The following is a 19,862-nucleotide window of genomic DNA, read 5'->3' on the forward strand; positions in this document are numbered from 1 at the left end:
ATCAGCAGTATTAAATCGTTAAGTTTATTAATGTTAAATTTGAAGTGTGTAGTAACGTAAAGCCCTGACTGCAATAGTCGGGGCTTTTGTTCATTGTAGATCAAGCTGTTATCCAGGATGCTTGGCCGCGATGGTTCAACATTGCATCACTCAGTGGGCATTAAAAAAATTAATGCTTGCTTAATGATTAGAAGTAGGTCTACTATAGCGGTATCGGTTTGGAACACAGACCTTATGCAAGCAGTTTTAGTAAAGCAATTCTCAGTTCAAGCGTTATCCTCAGATACTCTTCTTCATGAGCCTCCTCCCTAAGTGCCCCATAAGTTAATTTCTGCAAAACAGGCATCTTCGCTGCATAAGCGGCTCAAAAACATGAAAGGAAGTATCTATGTCTAACAAAATGACTGGTTTAGTAAAATGGTTTAACTCTGACAAAGGCTTCGGCTTTATCACTCCTCAGGACGGTAGTAAGGATGTGTTTGTACATTTCTCCGCTATCCAGAGTAACGATTTTAAAACGTTAGACGAAGGTCAAAAGGTGGAGTTCTCCGTGGAGAATGGCGCTAAAGGCCCGTCTGCTGTTAACGTTGTCGCGCTGTAATCGCCGATAATTTCACGAACGCTTACGATAGCGATGAAGGCCAGAGCCCGAGCAGTTAAGTGCCAGTGAAGAAAAAACCCGCGAAAGCGGGTTTTTTTGTTTATGCGATTGCTCCTGACCTACGGCACCTGTGAAGCGCGCCCCAGATAGCTGTCCCAGTCTTTCCACACGGGCTGTAAACCCTGGGCCATGAGTGCTTCAGCAACGGCTTCTGGGCGACGATCGTCGTGCGGGGAGAACTGTTCCAGTTCGGGGTGGTTATCGGCATAACCACCGGGCTGGGTTTTTGAGAAGGCGCTGACGTTGTTGATCGCCAACGGGATCACATGGTCACGAAACCATGGCGATTCGCGGGTGGAGAGCGACAGCTCAATTTCTGGCGCCAGTAAACGAAACGCGCAAATGGTCTGGACCAACTGTCGCTCATCCATGATCGATGCAGGCTCAACGCCTCCGGTGCATGGGCGCAGGCGAGGGAAGGAGATAGAGTAACGGCTCTGCCAGTAATGCTGCTGCATCCATAGCAGATGTTCAGCCACCATATAGCAATCAACCCGCCAGCTGTCGGACAAACCAATCAACGCGCCAAGACCGATTTTGTCGATCCCTGCGCGGCCCAGCCTGTCCGGCGTTTCCAGGCGCCAGAAGAAATCCTGCTTTTTCCCTTTTAAATGGTGACGAGCGTAAGTTGCCTCATGGTAGCTCTCCTGATACACCATCACGCCATCCAGCCCCAGCGTCTTCAGCTCTGCATATTCAGCCTCTGACAACGGCTGTACCTCCATCTGTAAAGAGGCGAACTGGCGGCGAATGGCAGGCAAATGACGACGAAAGTAATTCATCCCCACTTTTGCCTGATGTTCACCGGTGACCAGCAGCAGATGCTCAAAACCCAGCTCACGGATAGCCGCACACTCTCGTGTTATCTCATCTTCGTCCAGCGTTTTGCGTTTGATACGGTTGCTCATCGAAAAACCGCAGTAGGTGCAGTCGTTGGCGCAAAGGTTGGAGAGATACAACGGCACGTAAAAGCTCACCGTGTTACCAAAACGCTGACGGGTGAGCTTCTGCGCCCGCTGCGCCAGCGGCTCCAGATAATCGGCGGCGGCAGGAGAGAGCAATGCCATCAGATCGTCGCGACTAAGATGCGAAGCGTTGAGGGCGCGCTCTACGTCAGCGGCGGTTTTACCGTTGATGCGCAGGCGGATGTCATCCCAGTCCAGCTGCCGCCAGCGGTCGCTGAACGTTTTCATGCGAAGGCCTCCAGGAATCCGGTTAACGGGCTGGTGGGACTTGCCTGCGAACTTTTGCTTCCTGGTACCGCCTGGCGTGCCAGCAAGCCAGCTTCAACGGCCAGGCGGAAGGCGGTTGCCATCATCACCGGGCTGTCGGCTACCGCGATTGCCGTATTGACCAGCACCGCGTCGGCGCCCATTTCCAGCGCCTGCGTGGCGTGGCTGGGGACGCCGATGCCTGCATCAACCACCACCGGCACGGTCGCCTGTTGGATAATAATCTCCAGCATCGCTTTGGTTTCCAGCCCCTGATTAGAACCGATGGGCGCGCCGAGCGGCATGACTGCAGAACAGCCTACTTCTTCCAGTCGTTTGCACAGCACCGGATCTGCGCCACAGTAAGGCAGTACCACGAAGCCCTTTTTCACCAGTACTTCTGCGGCTTTCAATGTTTCGATTGGATCGGGTAACAGCCAGCGGGCGTCCGGATGGATTTCTAATTTCAGCCAGTTTGTGCCCAGCGCTTCACGCGCCAACTGGGCAGCAAAAATCGCCTCTTCAGCGGTTTTTGCCCCCGAAGTGTTGGGCAACAGCGTCACACCAGCGTCTACCAGCGGTGCCAGAATGGCATCGTTGTGCTGACGCAAATCCACGCGCTTCATGGCCAGCGTTACCAGTTGGCTGCCGGAGGCGCGAATCGCCTCGACCATCAGCTGCGATGAAGCAAATTTTCCGGTGCCGGTGAACAGATGCGAATCAAACGTTTTGTCGGCAATACGTAACATATCAACCCCCTGCAATAACCTGAAAAAGCAGGATCTGGTCGCCTTCCTGCACGATTTGCTGCTCCCACTGCTCGCGCGGGAGGATCTGCTGATTGAGCGCCAGCGCCGCGCCCGGTTTAAGCTGATTAAGCGTAGTGAGCAGCCCACTGACGGTTTGTCCTTCGGCGCACTGCATCGGCTCATCATTGAACTGAATCTGCATGTTGCCCTCCGCATACCGGGCAGCCGCTGGCACGTCGTAGTGCGAAGCTGCGCCACTGGCTGGTTTTACCGTCAAACAGGCGTAGCTCTCCGCTGGGCGTCTCAATACCGCTGAGCAATTTAATCGCTTCCAACGCCTGCAAGGTGCCCATCACGCCCACAACCGGTCCGACGATACCGGCGGTACGGCAATTGCGTTCGGGCTCTACATCGTCCGGCCACAGGCAGCGGTAACATCCTTGTTCCCACGGGGGCGTCAGCACCATCAGTTGGCCGCCAAAGCCGACGGCGCTGGCGGTGACGAGCGGGGTGTTGAGCGTTACGCAGGCGGCGTTAATTTCCTGGCGCGTGGCCATGTTATCGGTACAGTCGAGCACCACATCGGCACGCGCTACCGCATGCCGAAGCGCATCGCCTTTCAGTCGCTGCTGGAGTGACACCAGCTCGATATCCGGGTTGAGCCGCGTCAGGCGCTGCTGGGCAACCTGCGATTTTGAACGTGCGATATCATCAGTGGTAAACAGGATCTGGCGCTGCAGATTGCTCAGATGAATGTCGTCATCGTCTACCAGCGTCAGTTTTCCGATGCCTGCTCCCGCCAGATACAGCGCGGCAGGCGAACCTAACCCGCCTAAACCGACAATCAGCACATGGCTATCGAGTAGCTTTTGCTGGCCTTCAATGGCGATATCGCCGAGCAGGATCTGCCGGCTGTAACGCATAAAGTCGCGGTCATTCATCGCCCACTCCCGCGATATCCAGTAGTTGGGCCGTAGCGACCTGCCAGTCAGCCGCCTGGGTAATGGCGCTGACCACGGCAATGCTGCCGACGCCGGTCGCCAGTACTGCCGGGGCGCGCTCAAGGCTGATACCGCCAATGGCGACGGTCGGGTAATCCGCTAATCGTTCAATATGGTTTGCCAGTTGCGTAAGTCCCTGCGGGGCGGAAGGCATCTGTTTGGTTTGCGTGGGGAAGACATGACCCAGCGCGATATAAGAAGGCTTAGCGGCGAGCGCGACGTCAATCTCCATATCATCGTGAGTGGAGACCCCCAGGCGTAGCTCCGCCGCCTGGATCGCCTTCAGGTCGGTGGTTTCAAGGTCTTCTTGGCCCAGATGTACGCCGTAAGCGCGGTGCTTAATTGCCAGACGCCAGTAGTCGTTGATAAACAGGCGGGCGTTATAGCGACGACCCAGTTCAATGGCGGCCATAACGTCGGCTTCGACCTCTTCATCACGCTTATCTTTAATGCGCAGTTGGATTGTGCGTACGCCCGCCTGCAGCAAGCGTTCAATCCATTCCACGCTGTCTACCACCGGGTAAAGCCCGAGGCGAAACGGCACGGTCGGGAAATCAGGCTGGTACATTACGCCTCCTCTTTTTTGAGGTAGATTTCGCCGCCTTTGGCTCGGAAGTTCTCCGACATATCCGCCATGCCGACTTCAATCGTTTGTGCAGCAGCGTAGTCGCGAACCTCCTGGCTGATTTTCATCGAGCAGAACTTCGGCCCGCACATGGAGCAGAAGTGGGCGACCTTGCCGGACTCCTGTGGCAGTGTTTCATCGTGGTAGGCGCGGGCGGTGAACGGGTCGAGCGCGAGGTTAAACTGGTCTTCCCAGCGGAATTCGAAACGCGCTTTCGACATGGCGTTATCGCGGATCTGCGCGCCTGGATGACCTTTTGCTAAGTCAGCTGCGTGGGCGGCAATCTTGTAGGTAATCAACCCTTGCTTAACATCTTCTTTGTTCGGCAGGCCGAGGTGCTCTTTTGGCGTGACGTAGCACAGCATCGCGCAGCCAAACCAGCCGATCATCGCCGCACCGATCCCGGAAGTGAAGTGGTCGTAGCCCGGGGCGATATCGGTGGTCAACGGTCCTAAAGTGTAGAACGGTGCTTCATGGCAGTGCTCCAGCTCTTCGGTCATGTTGCGCTGGATCATATGCATGGGCACATGACCTGGGCCTTCTATCATCACCTGCACGTCGTATTCCCAGGCGATTTTGGTCAGCTCACCCAGCGTATGCAGCTCGGAGAACTGCGCTTCGTCGTTCGCATCCTGAATTGAACCTGGGCGCAGGCCGTCACCCAGCGACAAAGAGACGTCGTAGGCGGCGCAGATTTCGCAAATCTCGCGGAAATGTTCGTACAGGAAGTTCTCTTTGTGATGAGAAAGGCACCATTTCGCCATAATTGAACCGCCGCGTGAGACAATGCCGGTCAGGCGTTTGGCAGTCATCGGCACGTAGCGCAGCAGCACGCCCGCGTGAATGGTGAAGTAGTCGACGCCCTGTTCGGCCTGCTCCAGCAGCGTGTCGCGGAAGGCTTCCCAGGTGAGATCTTCGGCGATCCCGTTGACCTTCTCCAGCACCTGGTAGATCGGCACAGTACCGATCGGTACCGGACTGTTACGCAGGATCCACTCGCGGGTTTCGTGGATATAGCGACCGGTGGAGAGATCCATCACCGTGTCAGCGCCCCAGCGCGTCGACCACACCAGCTTCTCTACCTCCTCTTCAATGGAGGAGGTGACGGCAGAGTTACCGATGTTGGCGTTAACCTTCACCAGGAAGTTGCGACCGATAATCATCGGCTCGGATTCCGGGTGGTTGATGTTGGCAGGAATAATCGCGCGGCCCGCGGCCACTTCATCACGCACGAATTCCGGCGTAATGTTTTCCGGCAGGCGTGCACCAAAGTTCATCCCCGGATGCTGGTGGCGAAGCACTTCACTGCGAATGCGCTCGCGGCCCATGTTTTCACGGATGGCGATGAACTCCATCTCTGGGGTCACTATTCCCTGGCGGGCGTAGTACAGTTGGGTGACTCGTTTACCCGCTTTGGCGCGCTTTGGCGTCAGCAGGCCGGTGAAACGCAGATCGTCCAGGCCATCGTCGGCCAGACGTTCTTTGGTATAAGCGGAACTCCGGTCGTCTAATTCTTCGCTATCGTTACGCGCCGCAATCCACGGCTGGCGCAGCTTTGCCAGGCCCTGCTGGACGTTAATCGCCACGTCAGGATCGCCATACGGTCCGGAGGTGTCGTATACCGGAACGGCTTCGTTTTCTTCGAACTGCGGGTTGTCTTTGCTACCGCCAGTCAGCGTCGGGCTGAGCTGAATTTCGCGCATCGGAATGCGGATATCCGGCTGCGAACCGGTGATATAGATGCGTTTTGAGTTAGGGAAGGCGGTCCCTTCCAGGGTATCGATAAAGTGTTGGGCTTGAGCGCGCTGTTCGCGGCGTGATGGTTTAGTAGTGGCAGACATAGCTCATTCCAAATAAAAGTAAGGATATGGCTTGTCAGACGACGGATGAAGCAAGAGAGAAGCTCGCCCGGGGGCGATGCTATTGTAGATTGACTCTTGTTCCCTTCGCAGGTTTTAACCTGATCAGGTTCCGCGGATCCCGAATTAACGGTCTCAGCCTTTTCCACTCATGCTGCTGTGGAAAATAAGCACTCCGACAAGAAGTAACCTCAATAAAGAGGTAATGAATGTAAACTACGCGTTAATGCCGCAAATCTCAAGCATGACGTTTGAGAGTGCTACTCTCGTGCATTGCGTCAAATACCAGCATGATCAGCTTATCTTCCAGCACGAATCGGGCTTCCAGTGCCTCGCCGAGATCCGATAAAACCTGTTGAAATTCAAGGAAGTTATCATGATCAATCGCAGTTTCCAGGCTGGAGTCATAGTAGTCCATGATCAGCTGCGTATTGGCTTCCAGCAGCGGCCAAATTTTTGTGGCTTTTAAAAGCTGCCCGTTCCCTTCCAATTTATGGAGAATACGTTCATAAATACTGAAGTGTCCGGTGGAGAGGTAATCGACCAGGCTCTGACAAAAATCATCCAGCGCCTTTTCATTGAGTCGCATGTACGATTCTTTGCCAGGCTTAATGCCAACCAGATTGTAGTAAGCCACGAGCAGGTGCTTACGTACATGTAGCCAGCGATCAACCAGTTTATTACTTCCTCCGACGTGCTCCGTCAGGCTTTCCAGCTGGTTTAGCATGATTGACTCCGCAAGATGGTGTTTAGGAACTGCTCACCCGTAAATGTAAAAATAATGTAAACAACATGCCTGTGAAGCAAAGGTTGCGCAAGAGATATGGATCGTATAATTGAAAAATTAGATAGCGGCTGGTGGATCGTCAGTCATGAGCAAAAGTTATGGTTACCTCATGGCGAGCTACCTTATGGCGACGCAGCCCGTTTTGATCTGATTGGTCAGCGCGCGCTGCCAATAGGCGAGTGGGAAGGGGAGACTGTCTGGCTGGTGCAGCAGCAGCGTCGACACGATATGGGGTCGGTGCGCCAGGTCATTGACCAGGATGTTGGCCTGTTTCAACTGGCCGGACGCGGCGTACAGCTGGCGGAGTTCTATCGCTCGCATAAATTCTGTGGCTACTGCGGCCATCCCATGCACCCGAGTAAAACGGAGTGGGCGATGCTCTGTAGCCACTGCCGTGAACGTTATTACCCGCAAATTGCCCCGTGCATAATCGTCGCTATTCGCCGAGATGATTCCATCCTGCTTGCCCAACATGTTCGGCATCGTAACGGCGTGCATACCGTACTGGCGGGTTTTGTCGAAGTGGGTGAGACCTTAGAACAGGCGGTGGCGCGTGAAGTTATGGAGGAAAGCGGTATTAAGGTGAAAAACCTGCGCTATGTCACTTCTCAGCCATGGCCGTTCCCGCAGTCTTTGATGACCGCATTTATGGCGGAGTATGATAGCGGCGAAATCGTCATCGACCCGAAAGAGCTGCTGGAAGCGAACTGGTATCGCTATGACGACTTACCGCTCTTACCCCCGCCGGGTACTGTCGCGCGTCGATTGATTGAAGACACTGTGGCAATGTGTCGGGCTGAGTACGAGTAAAGAGCGAGTGGTGATACACTGATGGACTGACGCAATAAGGAACTGCAAAAATGACCGAACTGAAGAACGATCGTTATCTGCGTGCGCTGCTGCGCCAGCCCGTTGATGTCACTCCGGTATGGATGATGCGCCAGGCAGGCCGCTATCTACCGGAATACAAAGCTACCCGTGCCGAAGCGGGCGATTTTATGGCGCTGTGCAAAAATGCCGAGCTGGCCTGCGAAGTCACGCTACAGCCGCTGCGTCGCTATAAACTTGATGCCGCGATCCTCTTCTCGGATATCCTGACGATCCCGGATGCGATGGGACTCGGGCTGTATTTTGAAGCAGGAGAAGGCCCACGCTTCACCTCTCCGATTACCAGCAAGGCTGATGTCGACAAACTGCCGATCCCGGACCCGGAAGATGGGCTGGGGTACGTGATGAACGCGGTGCGCACTATCCGTCGTGAACTGAAAGGCGAAGTGCCGCTGATCGGCTTCTCCGGTAGCCCGTGGACGCTGGCGACCTACATGGTTGAAGGCGGCAGCAGCAAAGCCTTCACCGTGATTAAAAAGATGATGTACGCCGACCCTAAAGCGCTGCATCTGCTGCTTGATAAGCTGGCGAAGAGCGTCACGCTGTACCTGAACGCGCAGATCAAAGCGGGTGCGCAGTCGGTGATGATTTTCGACACCTGGGGTGGCGTGCTGACCGGTCGCGACTATCAGCAGTTTTCTTTGTACTACATGCACAAAATCGTTGATGGCCTGCTGCGCGAGAACGAAGGTCGTCGCGTACCGGTGACCCTGTTTACCAAAGGCGGTGGTCAGTGGCTGGAAGCGATGGCGGAAACCGGCTGTGATGCGTTAGGTCTCGACTGGACCACTGACATTGCCGATGCGCGTCGTCGTGTAGGTCATAAAGTGGCGCTACAGGGAAATATGGATCCGTCCATGCTGTATGCGCCGCCGGCCCGCATCGAAGAAGAGGTGGCGACAATTCTGGCCGGATTTGGTCAGGGTGAAGGGCATGTCTTTAACCTGGGCCACGGCATTCATCAGGACGTCCCGCCAGAACATGCGGGTGTCTTTGTGGAGGCGGTACATCGGTTGTCCGAACAGTACCACCGCTAAGGAGTCATCATGGATCTCGCGTCATTACGCGCGCAGCAGCTTGAACTGGCTTCTTCAGTGATCCGCGAGGATCGTCTGAAGAACGATCCGCCGGATCTGATCGGCGGGGCGGACGTTGGGTTTGAGCAGGGTGGTGAAGTGACGCGAGCCGCAATAGTCTTACTGAAGTATCCCACGCTTGAACTGGTCGAATACAAGGTGGCGCGTATCGCCACCACCATGCCCTACATACCCGGATTTCTCTCCTTTCGTGAAACTCCCGCGCTGATGGCCGCCTGGCAACTGCTCTCGTACAAGCCAGATCTGCTGTTCGTTGACGGTCATGGCATTTCTCACCCGCGTCGTCTGGGCGTGGCCAGCCATTTTGGCCTGCTGGTGGACGTGCCAACGATTGGTGTGGCGAAAAAACGATTGTGCGGCAAGTTTGAACCGCTCGCTGCTGAACCTGGTGCGCTAGCGCCGTTGCTGGATAAAGGCGAACAACTGGCATGGGTCTGGCGCAGCAAAGCGCGCTGTAACCCGTTGTTTATTTCTACGGGCCACCGCGTGAGTATGGACAGCGCACTAGCGTGGGTTCAACGCTGTATGAACGGCTATCGTTTGCCGGAACCCACACGCTGGGCAGATGCAGTGGCATCCGAACGCCCGGCTTTTACTCGGCTTGCAGCAAAAACGCCCCATATCGGGTAAACTGCGGCTAATTTCCGTATTTGAGAACTCATCATGTTACAAAATCCGATTCACCTGCGTCTGGAGAAGCTGGAAAGCTGGCAGCACGTCACGTTTATGGCTTGTCTGTGCGAACGCATGTACCCAAACTACGCCATGTTCTGCAAGCAAACTGAATTTGGCGATGGACAGATTTACCGCCGAATTCTGGATCTGATTTGGGAAGCGCTGACGGTTAAAGACGCGAAAATCAATTTCGACAGCCAGCTGGAAAAGTTTGAAGAGGCCATTCCTTCTGCAGACGATTACGATCTGTACGGTGTTTATCCGGCGATTGATGCTTGTGTGGCATTAAGCGAACTGATGCATTCGCGTCTTAGCGGTGAAACGCTGGAGCATGCAATCGAAGTTAGTAAGGCTTCGATTACGACGGTTGCGATGCTGGAAATGACTCAGGCTGGTCGCGAAATGACCGATGAAGAGCTCAAAGAGAACCCTGCCGTTGAGCAAGAATGGGATATTCAGTGGGAAATTTTCCGACTTTTAGCCGACTGTGAAGAACGCGATATTGAGCTGATAAAAGGGCTGCGTGCAGACCTGCGCGAGGCTGGCGAGAGCAATATTGGTATAAATTTTCAGCAATGACACCACAAAACGTGATTTAACGCCTGATTTGTCGTGCCTGAAGGCTTCCCATCCGCCCCCGGTCTGGTCTACATTTGGGGGGCGAAAAAAAGTGGCTATCGGTGCGTGTATGCAGGAGAGTGCTTTTCTGGCATTTCCGTCGCACTCGATGCTTAGCAAGCGATAAACACATTGTAAGGATAACTTATGAACAAGACTCAACTGATTGATGTAATTGCAGACAAAGCAGAACTGTCTAAAACACAGGCTAAAGCTGCTCTGGAATCCACTCTGGCTGCTATTACTGAGTCTCTGAAAGAAGGCGATGCTGTACAACTGGTTGGTTTCGGTACCTTCAAAGTGAACCACCGTGCTGAGCGCACTGGCCGCAACCCGCAGACCGGTAAAGAAATCAAAATCGCCGCAGCTAACGTACCGGCATTTGTTTCTGGTAAAGCACTGAAAGACGCGGTTAAGTAATTCGCGTGGCAGTGAACAGTTTTAACGAAGGGGCGGTTTCGCCCCTTTTGTCCATCTGGCGTCATACGCTTTGGCTTTCAGGTGTTCTGTTACTGTCTGCCTGCGGTAGCCATTCTGAGCTTCCTCCTTTCACGGCCAGCGGCTATGTTGGCGATCAGGGGGCGGTACGCATTTGGCGTAAAGACTCCGGTGACGATGTTCACTTGCTCTCGGTATTTAGTCCGTGGCGTAAAGGCGAAACTACTACCAGTGAATACCGCTGGCAGGGTGATTCGCTCTCTCTGATAGAACTCAACGTTTACAGTAAACCGGCTGAACATGTCCGTATACGCTTCGATGACCGGGGCGAACTGAGCTTCATGCAGCGTGAAGTCGACGGGCAAAAGCAGCAGCTTTCCAGCGATCAAATCGCGCTTTACCGCTATCGTGCCGATCAAATTCGCCAGACCAGCGATGCGCTGCGTCAGGGACGGGTGATATTGCGTCAGGGACGTTGGCATGCGGATAACACAGTCACAACCTGTGAAGGTGAAACGCTGAAGCCAGACCTGGAATCGTGGGCGATAAACCATATCGAGCGCCGCCAGAGACATTCATCCGTAGAGGTGAGTGTGGCATGGCTGGAAGCGCCCGAAGGGTCGCAGCTACTGCTGGTCGCCAATGAAGATTTTTGTCACTGGCAGCCTACAGCCAAAACTTTCTGAAAACCTGAATACGGGAAATCAGCAGGCCTGATCCGTATAGCGTCATCAGGCATTAAGTCTTTTACCAGTGACCCATTCCCATATGGCCGCCGCCGCGATGGTTACCGCCACCGCCACCGCCACCGCCGCATCCGCCGTAGCCCATTCCCGCGCCACGTGGCACGCCAGCCTGCGCCATTGCGACATCACGTTTAACGCGCTGCTCGTCCAGAGACTGATTCAACGCTTCCATCTCTTTTGCAACGGCGTTAATTTTTGCCGTGTCCGGCGAGCTGGCCGTTAATAGTGCATTGTACTCATAACGTTTAGATGTCAGCTGTTGGCGCAACGCGCTGGTCTGGGAATAATAATCATCATAGATTTTCTGTGCAGCAGCCTGCTGCTCAGCGGTCATTGGGGTACCGCCCCGTTGCTGCATTCCATCACCATATCCCCAGTGATTCTGTGCCAGTACTGGGGTGGAGCCAAGTGCGATAAGAGAAAGTGCAATCAGTGCCAGTTTGTTGTTCCGTTTCATCGTTCGTTCTCCTGTTGGTTAGCTTACATTTCCTTTTGCATCTTCCGTGCCAAAGCGGCAATCCCAGTCCTGCGGGCGTTGTACTCGCTGTCTTTGCAGGAAAACGAGTAAAAATGACTCGCCAGAACGCGCCTGTGGGTCATTTTTACCCGTTACTTTCAGCTGTTTGTGTCTGAGGGCAGGGTTATCAGGGGGAAAAAATGGCATGATTTCTGCTGTATACCTGCAACGATGAAAGGAACTGGCGGGGTGAAGGGAGAACGTATGCGTCTTTATAAGGATACGGTGGCAAAGTGGTTGAGCCGACTCTTGCTGGCGGCAATCCTGATTTTGGTCGGCTGGTTTTCGATTATGACCATTCGGGACTATGGGCGGGAAAGTGGCGCCGCACGGCAAACGCTACTGGAAAAAGGCAGTGTGCTTATTCGCGCTCTGGAGTCTGGTACGCGCGTAGGCATGGGGATGCGTATGCATCATGCCCAGCAGCAGACGCTACTGGAGGAAATGGCCGTACAACCTGGCGTGCTATGGTTTGCTGTCGTCGATGAGCATGGTGTCATTATTACCCACAGCAATTCCGCGATGGTCGGCAAAACGCTCTATTCATCGGATGTCCTGCGACAGCTTAGTCCTGGGGAGCAAGAAAGCTGGCGGAATATTGAAATTCCAGCGAGGGATGGTGAAAAAACGCCAGCACTGGAAATTTATCGCCAGTTTCAGCCGATGTATGGTCCAGGACGCCACGGCATGGCGCGCTGTGCCAGCAATGACGGGCAGCTTATCTCCCCAGCACAAACCATATTTATCGCCTTTGATGCCAGCGATCTGACAGCGACTCAGGCAAGGGAGTGGCGTAACACACTGATAGTCCTGTCTGCGCTGGCGGCTGTGTTGCTGGCCACCGTGCTGACGTTCTTCTGGTATCAGCGCTATCAGCGCTCGTACAAAGAACTCCAGGATGCGATGAAGCGTAAAGAAAAACTGTTAGCACTTGGTCATCTTGCTGCTGGGGTGGCACATGAAATTCGTAACCCGCTTTCATCGATCAAAGGGTTAGCGAAGTATTTTGCCGAGCGAACCCCGGCAGGAGGCGAGTCGCATGAGCTGGCACAGGTGATGGCGAAAGAGGCGGATCGTTTAAATCGGGTGGTGAGCGAGTTGCTGGAGCTGGTGAAACCTGCACATCTGACGCTGCAACAGGTGGATCTCAATGAGGTTATCACCCACTCATTACACCTGGTGAGTCAGGATGCGGCAAGCCGGGAAATCCAGCTCCGCTTTTCGGCCAATTGTACGCTGCCCGCTATCCAGGCCGATCCCGACCGACTGACTCAGGTTTTGTTGAATCTGTATCTGAACGCCATTCATGCGATTGGTCGTCAGGGCACGATTACGGTTGAAGCGAATGAAAGCAGCGGCGAACGCGTTAAAATTGTGGTTACCGATACTGGGAAGGGGATTGCGGCGGAACAGCTGGAGGCCATTTTTACGCCTTACTATACGACCAAAGCTGACGGAACCGGCCTCGGGCTGGCGGTAGTGCAGAACATTATCGAACAGCACGGTGGCACCATTCAGGTGGCAAGCGTTGAGGGCAAAGGCGCGACCTTTACCCTTTGGCTGCCGACCAAAGCGAAACAACAGGATTAACAAGGATGACGCGCGGAAAAATCAATATTCTGGTGGTAGATGACGATATCAGCCACTGCACCATTTTACAGGCGCTGCTGCGCGGCTGGGGTTATGAGGTCGCGCTGGCCTATAGCGGGCGAGCGGCGCTGGAACAGGTGCGCGAACGCGTATTTGATTTAGTGCTGTGTGATGTACGCATGGCGGAGATGGACGGCATCGCAACGCTGAAAGAGATTAAAGCGCTGAATCCGGCGATTCCGGTCTTGATCATGACGGCGTTCTCCAGCGTGGAGACCGCCGTCGAGGCGCTTAAAACCGGGGCGCTGGACTACTTAATCAAACCACTGGATTTTGACCGTCTGCAGGAGACGCTGGAAAAGGCGCTGGCGCATACGCGGGAAACGGGCGCTGAACTGCCATCGGCGTCGGCTGCGCAGTTTGGCATGATTGGCAGCAGTCCGGCGATGCAGAAGTTGCTCAATGAAATCGCGATGGTTGCGCCCTCGGATGCCACGGTGCTCATTCACGGAGACTCCGGCACGGGTAAAGAGTTGGTGGCCCGGGCGCTGCATGCCAGCAGCGCCCGTCTCGATAAACCACTGGTGACGCTCAACTGCGCGGCGCTTAATGAATCGCTGCTGGAGTCCGAACTTTTTGGTCACGAGAAAGGGGCGTTTACCGGGGCGGATAAACGGCGGGAAGGGCGCTTTGTGGAAGCCGATGGCGGCACGTTATTTCTTGATGAAATCGGTGATATTTCACCGCTGATGCAGGTGCGCCTGCTGCGGGCTATCCAGGAGCGAGAAGTGCAGCGCGTTGGTAGCAATCAGACTATTGCGGTTGATGTCCGGCTGATCGCCGCTACGCATCGCGATCTAGCGGAAGAAGTCAGCGCCGGGCGCTTTCGTCAGGATCTCTATTATCGCCTGAACGTCGTCACCATTGAAATGCCAGCGCTGTGCCAGCGCCGGGAAGATATTCCGCTGCTAGCCGAACATTTTCTCCAGCGTTTTGCCGCGCGTAACCGTAAAGTGGTGAAAGGCTTTACTCCGCAGGCGATGGATCTGCTGATCCACTACGACTGGCCGGGCAATATTCGTGAACTGGAAAATGCGATTGAGCGCTCGGTGGTGCTGCTGACGGGGGAATATATTTCCGAACGCGAGCTGCCGATGGCGATTGCCGCGACGCCGATAAAAACGGAATTCAGTGGCGAGATCCAACCGCTGGTGGATGTCGAAAAAGAGGTGATTCTGGCGGCGCTGGAAAAAACGGGCGGCAATAAAACGGAAGCCGCCCGTCAGTTAGGCATTACGCGTAAAACGCTGCTGGCGAAAATTTCGCGTTAGCGTTGCTCGCGTTCAATGGCGCGCCAGCCGATGTCGTTACGGCTGAAGCTGCCATCCCAGCGGATGTCGGTCATCAGGGCGTAAGCGCGTTTCTGCGCTTCAGCCACAGTATGACCCAGGGCGGTGGCGCACAGCACGCGACCGCCGCTGGTCAGCACGCGATCGTCTTCGGCGAGTTTAGTGCCTGCATGGAACACTTTTCCGTCTTCTACTTCTTCCAGCGGCAGACCGTGGATCTCATCTCCGGTGTTGTAGTTGCCCGGATAACCTCCGGCAGCAATAACGACACCCAGCGAGGCGCGCTCGTCCCACTCGGAGGTTTTCTCATCCAGCTTGCCGTCGCAGGCAGCCAGGCAAAGCTCCACCAGGTCCGATTTCATGCGTAGCATGATCGGCTGGGTTTCCGGATCGCCGAAGCGGCAGTTGAACTCGATAACCTTCGGATTGCCCTGTTTGTCGATCATCAGACCCGCGTACAGGAAACCGGTGTAGGTATTCCCTTCCGCCGCCATACCTTTTACGGTTGGCCAAATAATGCGTTCCATGGTGCGCTGATGCACTTCATCAGTTACCACCGGCGCTGGTGAGTAAGCACCCATACCGCCGGTGTTCGGGCCAGTGTCGCCGTTGCCTACGCGTTTGTGGTCCTGGCTGGTGGCCATCGGCAGCACGTGCTCGCCGTCGACCATTACGATAAAGCTCGCTTCTTCGCCGTCGAGGAACTCTTCGATAACGATACGGTGGCCCGCATCGCCAAAAGCGTTACCTGCCAGCATGTCATGAACGGCGGCTTCAGCTTCTTCCAGCGTCATCGCCACGATAACGCCTTTACCGGCGGCCAGACCGTCGGCTTTGATGACGATCGGCGCGCCTTTCTCACGCAGATAGGCCAACGCTGGCTCAATCTCAGTGAAGTTCTGATATTCTGCCGTCGGGATCTGGTGACGGGCGAGGAAATCTTTGGTGAAGGCTTTGGAGCCTTCCAGCTGTGCAGCACCTTCGGTTGGCCCGAAGATCTTCAGGCCAGCGGCGCGGAACGCATCGACTACGCCAATCACCAGCGGCGCTTCCGGGCCGACGATGGTCAGGTCAATTTTCTCGTTCTGGGCAAACCTCAGCAGAGCTGGAATATCGGTGACGCTGATAGCCACGTTCTGCAACGCGGGCTCCAGTGCGGTACCGGCGTTACCCGGTGCGACAAAAACGGTATCAACCAGCGGGGACTGTGCGGCTTTCCAGGCCAGGGCGTGCTCGCGCCCGCCGTTGCCAATCACTAATACTTTCATCGTCTGCTCCGTGGATTAATGGCGGAAGTGGCGCATGTCGGTAAAGATCATCGCGATACCGTGTTCATCGGCAGCGGCAATGACTTCGTCATCACGGATAGAACCACCGGGCTGGATAACGCAGCTCACGCCAACGGCGGCGGCAGCATCAATACCATCGCGGAACGGGAAGAAGGCGTCAGAGGCCATTGCAGAGCCTTTCACTTCCAGACCTTCGTCAGCCGCTTTAATCCCGGCGATTTTTGCGGAGTACACGCGGCTCATCTGGCCTGCGCCTATGCCGATAGTCATGTTCTCTTTGGCATAAACAATGGCGTTGGATTTCACGAACTTGGCGACTTTCCAGCAGAACAGTGCATCGCGCAGCTCTTGCTCGGTCGGCTGACGTTTGGACACCACGCGCAGTTCGCCTTCGCTCACCATCCCCAGATCCCTGTCCTGAACCAGCAAACCGCCGTTAACGCGTTTGAAGTCGAGGCCCGGTACACGTTGTGCCCACTGACCGCAGGTCAGAACGCGAACGTTCTGTTTGGCGGCGGTGATTTTCAGTGCGTCTTCGGTTGCGGACGGGGCGATGATCACTTCCACGAACTGACGGGAGATAATTGCCTGCGCGGTTTCGGCATCCAGTTCGCGGTTGAAAGCGATGATGCCGCCGAACGCGGAGGTCGGGTCGGTTTTATAGGCGCGGTCGTAAGCGTCGAGAATAGAGGTACTTACCGCCACGCCGCACGGGTTAGCGTGCTTAACGATCACACAGGCTGGCTCGCTGAACTCTTTCACGCACTCCAGCGCCGCGTCGGTATCTGCGATGTTGTTGTAGGAAAGCGCTTTGCCCTGTACCTGCTGTGCGGTGGCAACGGACGCTTCTTTAACATTCTCTTCTATATAGAAGGCAGCCTGCTGGTGGCTGTTCTCGCCGTAGCGCATATCCTGCTTCTTAATAAAGTTCAGGTTCAGCGTACGCGGGAAACGCCCGGCGGCCTCTTTGCTCTCACCGTGGTAAGCCGGAACCATGCTGCCGAAGTAGTTGGCAATCATGCTGTCGTAGGCGGCGGTGTGTTCGAAGGCTTTAATCGCGAGGTCAAAGCGGGTTTCCAGAGTCAGGGAGCCTTCGTTGGCATCCATCTCTTTAATAATGGCGTCGTAGTCGCTGCTCTTCACAACGATCGCTACGTCTTTATGGTTCTTGGCAGCGGAACGCACCATGGTCGGGCCGCCGATATCAATGTTCTCTACCGCATCTTCCAGCGAGCAGCCTTCACGGGCGACGGTCTCGGCGAATGGATACAGGTTTACAACCACCATATCGATAGGGGCGATACCGTGCTGTTCCATAATTCCGTCATCCTGACCGCGACGACCAAGAATGCCGCCGTGGACTTTCGGATGTAGGGTCTTCACGCGTCCATCCATCATTTCCGGGAAGCCGGTGTAATCGGAAACTTCGGTCACTGGCAGACCTTTCTCCGCTAACAGGCGCGCAGTGCCACCTGTAGACAGCAGCTCCACACCACGTGTGGAAAGTGCCTGAGCGAATTCGATGATACCGGCCTTGTCAGAAACACTGAGCAGAGCGCGGCGGACTGGACGACGTTGTTGCATGGTAAATCCCCTGGATTTGACTATTACAGAGAGCGTTAGGTGAATTCTTGGCTAAAAACTCAGCTAACGCCCCTTACGGGGCATCCTTGTTTTGCGGGGGCATTGTAACGAAAACGTTTGCGCAACGCTCGCGAATTTTTAATTTTCGATTTTGACCTCTTCTTTTTCTGTTGAAGGAGGCTGATATAACGAGAGGATCGTAGAAACGATCGTGTGGTTTGTGGATAACTCTGTGTGTAAATGGGTATAAGGCGGGGTTTCGCTGTGGAATGCAGCAGTCAGTCATTTTTCTGTCATTTAAGGGTTGCGGGCCGCAGGAAACTCCCTATAATGCGCCTCCATCGACACGGCGGATGTGAATCACTTCACACAAACAGCCGGTTCGGTTGAAGAGAAAAACCTGAAAATGAAGGTTGACTCTGAAAGAGGAAAGCGTAATATACGCCACCTCGCGACAGAGCGCTAAAGCGCGTCGCAACTGCTCTTTAACAATTTATCAGACAATCTGTGTGGGCACTCGAAGATACGGATTCTTAACGTCGCAAGACGAAAAATGAATACCAAGTCTCAACGAGTGAACACGTAATTCATTACGAAGTTTAATTCATTGAGCATCAAACTTTTAAATTGAAGAGTTTGATCATGGCTCAGATTGAACGCTGGCGGCAGGCCTAACACATGCAAGTCGAACGGTAGCACAGAGGAGCTTGCTCCTTGGGTGACGAGTGGCGGACGGGTGAGTAATGTCTGGGAAACTGCCCGATGGAGGGGGATAACTACTGGAAACGGTAGCTAATACCGCATAACGTCGCAAGACCAAAGAGGGGGACCTTCGGGCCTCTTGCCATCGGATGTGCCCAGATGGGATTAGCTAGTAGGTGGGGTAACGGCTCACCTAGGCGACGATCCCTAGCTGGTCTGAGAGGATGACCAGCCACACTGGAACTGAGACACGGTCCAGACTCCTACGGGAGGCAGCAGTGGGGAATATTGCACAATGGGCGCAAGCCTGATGCAGCCATGCCGCGTGTATGAAGAAGGCCTTCGGGTTGTAAAGTACTTTCAGCGAGGAGGAAGGTGTTGTGGTTAATAACCGCAGCAATTGACGTTACTCGCAGAAGAAGCACCGGCTAACTCCGTGCCAGCAGCCGCGGTAATACGGAGGGTGCAAGCGTTAATCGGAATTACTGGGCGTAAAGCGCACGCAGGCGGTCTGTCAAGTCGGATGTGAAATCCCCGGGCTCAACCTGGGAACTGCATCCGAAACTGGCAGGCTAGAGTCTTGTAGAGGGGGGTAGAATTCCAGGTGTAGCGGTGAAATGCGTAGAGATCTGGAGGAATACCGGTGGCGAAGGCGGCCCCCTGGACAAAGACTGACGCTCAGGTGCGAAAGCGTGGGGAGCAAACAGGATTAGATACCCTGGTAGTCCACGCCGTAAACGATGTCGACTTGGAGGTTGTGCCCTTGAGGCGTGGCTTCCGGAGCTAACGCGTTAAGTCGACCGCCTGGGGAGTACGGCCGCAAGGTTAAAACTCAAATGAATTGACGGGGGCCCGCACAAGCGGTGGAGCATGTGGTTTAATTCGATGCAACGCGAAGAACCTTACCTACTCTTGACATCCAGAGAACTTAGCAGAGATGCTTTGGTGCCTTCGGGAACTCTGAGACAGGTGCTGCATGGCTGTCGTCAGCTCGTGTTGTGAAATGTTGGGTTAAGTCCCGCAACGAGCGCAACCCTTATCCTTTGTTGCCAGCGGTTAGGCCGGGAACTCAAAGGAGACTGCCAGTGATAAACTGGAGGAAGGTGGGGATGACGTCAAGTCATCATGGCCCTTACGAGTAGGGCTACACACGTGCTACAATGGCATATACAAAGAGAAGCGACCTCGCGAGAGCAAGCGGACCTCATAAAGTATGTCGTAGTCCGGATTGGAGTCTGCAACTCGACTCCATGAAGTCGGAATCGCTAGTAATCGTGGATCAGAATGCCACGGTGAATACGTTCCCGGGCCTTGTACACACCGCCCGTCACACCATGGGAGTGGGTTGCAAAAGAAGTAGGTAGCTTAACCTTCGGGAGGGCGCTTACCACTTTGTGATTCATGACTGGGGTGAAGTCGTAACAAGGTAACCGTAGGGGAACCTGCGGTTGGATCACCTCCTTACCTTAAAGAACC

Annotated in this window: 19 protein-coding genes, 1 rRNA gene and 1 riboswitch; of the genes, 10 read left to right on the forward strand and 10 right to left on the reverse strand. The window is 54.7% G+C overall.

Translation table 11 applies throughout. From position 1 onward, the window contains the following. Positions 1 to 388 precede the first annotated feature (388 nt). A complete protein-coding gene (gene cspG, locus OGY06_RS17925) occupies positions 389 to 601 on the forward strand; it encodes a cold shock protein CspG (RefSeq protein ID WP_003033098.1) in 213 nt (70 codons plus the stop codon). Between the two features lie 119 nt (positions 602 to 720). Here cspG and thiH read toward each other — a convergent pair whose 3' ends face one another. The 7 genes from thiH to OGY06_RS17960 all read right to left on the reverse strand — a co-directional run bounded on the left by thiH (position 721) and on the right by OGY06_RS17960 (position 6,833). Then, positions 721 to 1,854 carry a 2-iminoacetate synthase ThiH gene (gene thiH, locus OGY06_RS17930; RefSeq protein ID WP_191226547.1) on the reverse strand — a complete coding sequence of 378 codons (1,134 nt, stop codon included), beginning with the start codon at positions 1,852 to 1,854 and terminating at the stop codon, positions 721 to 723. Further along, positions 1,851 to 2,621 (reverse strand): thiazole synthase, encoded by a 771-nt coding sequence (thiG, locus tag OGY06_RS17935; RefSeq protein WP_057068781.1) that lies wholly within the window; start codon positions 2,619 to 2,621, stop codon positions 1,851 to 1,853. The genes thiH and thiG overlap by 4 nt, the downstream gene beginning before the upstream one ends. A 1-nt stretch (position 2,622) precedes the next feature. After that, positions 2,623 to 2,823, reverse strand: a complete 201-nt coding sequence (gene thiS, locus OGY06_RS17940) for a sulfur carrier protein ThiS (protein ID WP_032934139.1) — start codon at positions 2,821 to 2,823, stop codon at positions 2,623 to 2,625. Continuing rightward, a complete protein-coding gene (locus OGY06_RS17945) occupies positions 2,804 to 3,562 on the reverse strand; it encodes a HesA/MoeB/ThiF family protein (RefSeq protein WP_003826902.1) in 759 nt (252 codons plus the stop codon). Before OGY06_RS17945 ends, thiS begins: the two co-directional genes overlap by 20 nt. Further along, positions 3,555 to 4,190, reverse strand: a complete 636-nt coding sequence (gene thiE, locus OGY06_RS17950; protein WP_003826898.1) for a thiamine phosphate synthase — start codon at positions 4,188 to 4,190, stop codon at positions 3,555 to 3,557. The genes OGY06_RS17945 and thiE overlap by 8 nt, the downstream gene beginning before the upstream one ends. Beyond that, positions 4,190 to 6,088: a phosphomethylpyrimidine synthase ThiC gene (gene thiC, locus OGY06_RS17955; RefSeq protein ID WP_003826896.1), complete on the reverse strand. Its 1,899-nt coding sequence runs from the start codon at positions 6,086 to 6,088 to the stop codon at positions 4,190 to 4,192. The genes thiE and thiC overlap by 1 nt, the downstream gene beginning before the upstream one ends. 83 nt (positions 6,089 to 6,171) lie before the next feature. Beyond that, positions 6,172 to 6,294: riboswitch (TPP riboswitch) on the reverse strand. A 50-nt stretch (positions 6,295 to 6,344) separates the two neighbouring features. Next, the gene (locus OGY06_RS17960) at positions 6,345 to 6,833 is read right to left on the reverse strand and encodes an Rsd/AlgQ family anti-sigma factor (protein ID WP_003826892.1); all 489 of its coding nucleotides are present in this window, start codon (positions 6,831 to 6,833) and stop codon (positions 6,345 to 6,347) included. A gap of 96 nt (positions 6,834 to 6,929) precedes the next feature. On the opposite strand from OGY06_RS17960, the gene nudC reads away from it, so the two are divergent. The 6 genes from nudC (at position 6,930) to OGY06_RS17990 (ending at position 11,295) form a co-directional block, all read left to right on the forward strand. Beyond that, positions 6,930 to 7,703, forward strand: coding sequence for an NAD(+) diphosphatase (gene nudC / locus OGY06_RS17965; protein ID WP_003033074.1), 774 nt, complete (start codon positions 6,930 to 6,932; stop codon positions 7,701 to 7,703). A gap of 50 nt (positions 7,704 to 7,753) precedes the next feature. Beyond that, positions 7,754 to 8,818 (forward strand): uroporphyrinogen decarboxylase, encoded by a 1,065-nt coding sequence (hemE, locus tag OGY06_RS17970; RefSeq protein WP_003826889.1) that lies wholly within the window; start codon positions 7,754 to 7,756, stop codon positions 8,816 to 8,818. A gap of 9 nt (positions 8,819 to 8,827) precedes the next feature. Then, positions 8,828 to 9,508, forward strand: coding sequence for a deoxyribonuclease V (nfi, locus tag OGY06_RS17975; RefSeq protein WP_063942037.1), 681 nt, complete (start codon positions 8,828 to 8,830; stop codon positions 9,506 to 9,508). A gap of 33 nt (positions 9,509 to 9,541) precedes the next feature. Then, entirely contained in the window at positions 9,542 to 10,132 is a 591-nt protein-coding gene (locus OGY06_RS17980; protein WP_003842015.1) for a YjaG family protein, read from the forward strand. A gap of 186 nt (positions 10,133 to 10,318) precedes the next feature. Next, positions 10,319 to 10,591, forward strand: coding sequence for a nucleoid-associated protein HU-alpha (gene hupA / locus OGY06_RS17985; protein WP_001044509.1), 273 nt, complete (start codon positions 10,319 to 10,321; stop codon positions 10,589 to 10,591). A gap of 11 nt (positions 10,592 to 10,602) precedes the next feature. Next, on the forward strand, positions 10,603 to 11,295 hold the full coding sequence (locus tag OGY06_RS17990; RefSeq protein ID WP_032945667.1) for a DUF1481 domain-containing protein: 693 nt from the start codon (positions 10,603 to 10,605) through the stop codon (positions 11,293 to 11,295). 61 nt (positions 11,296 to 11,356) lie between these two features. On the opposite strand, the gene zraP is transcribed toward OGY06_RS17990, so the two are convergent. Then, complete coding sequence (zraP, locus tag OGY06_RS17995; RefSeq protein ID WP_137378126.1) at positions 11,357 to 11,812, reverse strand: zinc resistance sensor/chaperone ZraP; 456 nt, start codon at positions 11,810 to 11,812, stop codon at positions 11,357 to 11,359. A 264-nt stretch (positions 11,813 to 12,076) separates the two neighbouring features. On the opposite strand from zraP, the gene zraS reads away from it, so the two are divergent. Continuing rightward, positions 12,077 to 13,462: a two-component system sensor histidine kinase ZraS gene (gene zraS / locus OGY06_RS18000; RefSeq protein ID WP_286605826.1), complete on the forward strand. Its 1,386-nt coding sequence runs from the start codon at positions 12,077 to 12,079 to the stop codon at positions 13,460 to 13,462. A 5-nt stretch (positions 13,463 to 13,467) separates the two neighbouring features. Next, entirely contained in the window at positions 13,468 to 14,793 is a 1,326-nt protein-coding gene (zraR, locus tag OGY06_RS18005; protein ID WP_286605828.1) for a sigma-54-dependent response regulator transcription factor ZraR, read from the forward strand. Here the strand turns inward: zraR and purD are convergent. Together purD and purH are read right to left on the reverse strand one after the other, a co-directional pair. Further along, on the reverse strand, positions 14,790 to 16,079 hold the full coding sequence (purD, locus tag OGY06_RS18010) for a phosphoribosylamine--glycine ligase (RefSeq protein ID WP_003826797.1): 1,290 nt from the start codon (positions 16,077 to 16,079) through the stop codon (positions 14,790 to 14,792). The two genes, zraR and purD, sit on opposite strands and share 4 nt — an antisense overlap. A 15-nt stretch (positions 16,080 to 16,094) precedes the next feature. After that, positions 16,095 to 17,684 (reverse strand): bifunctional phosphoribosylaminoimidazolecarboxamide formyltransferase/IMP cyclohydrolase, encoded by a 1,590-nt coding sequence (gene purH / locus OGY06_RS18015; RefSeq protein WP_003826795.1) that lies wholly within the window; start codon positions 17,682 to 17,684, stop codon positions 16,095 to 16,097. A 624-nt stretch (positions 17,685 to 18,308) separates the two neighbouring features. On the opposite strand from purH, the gene OGY06_RS18020 reads away from it, so the two are divergent. Continuing rightward, positions 18,309 to 19,850 (forward strand): 16S ribosomal RNA (locus tag OGY06_RS18020). Positions 19,851 to 19,862: the final 12 nt, after the last annotated feature.

The organism is Citrobacter sp. Cpo147 (assembly GCF_030332405.1).
GTDB lineage: Bacteria > Pseudomonadota > Gammaproteobacteria > Enterobacterales > Enterobacteriaceae > Citrobacter > Citrobacter portucalensis.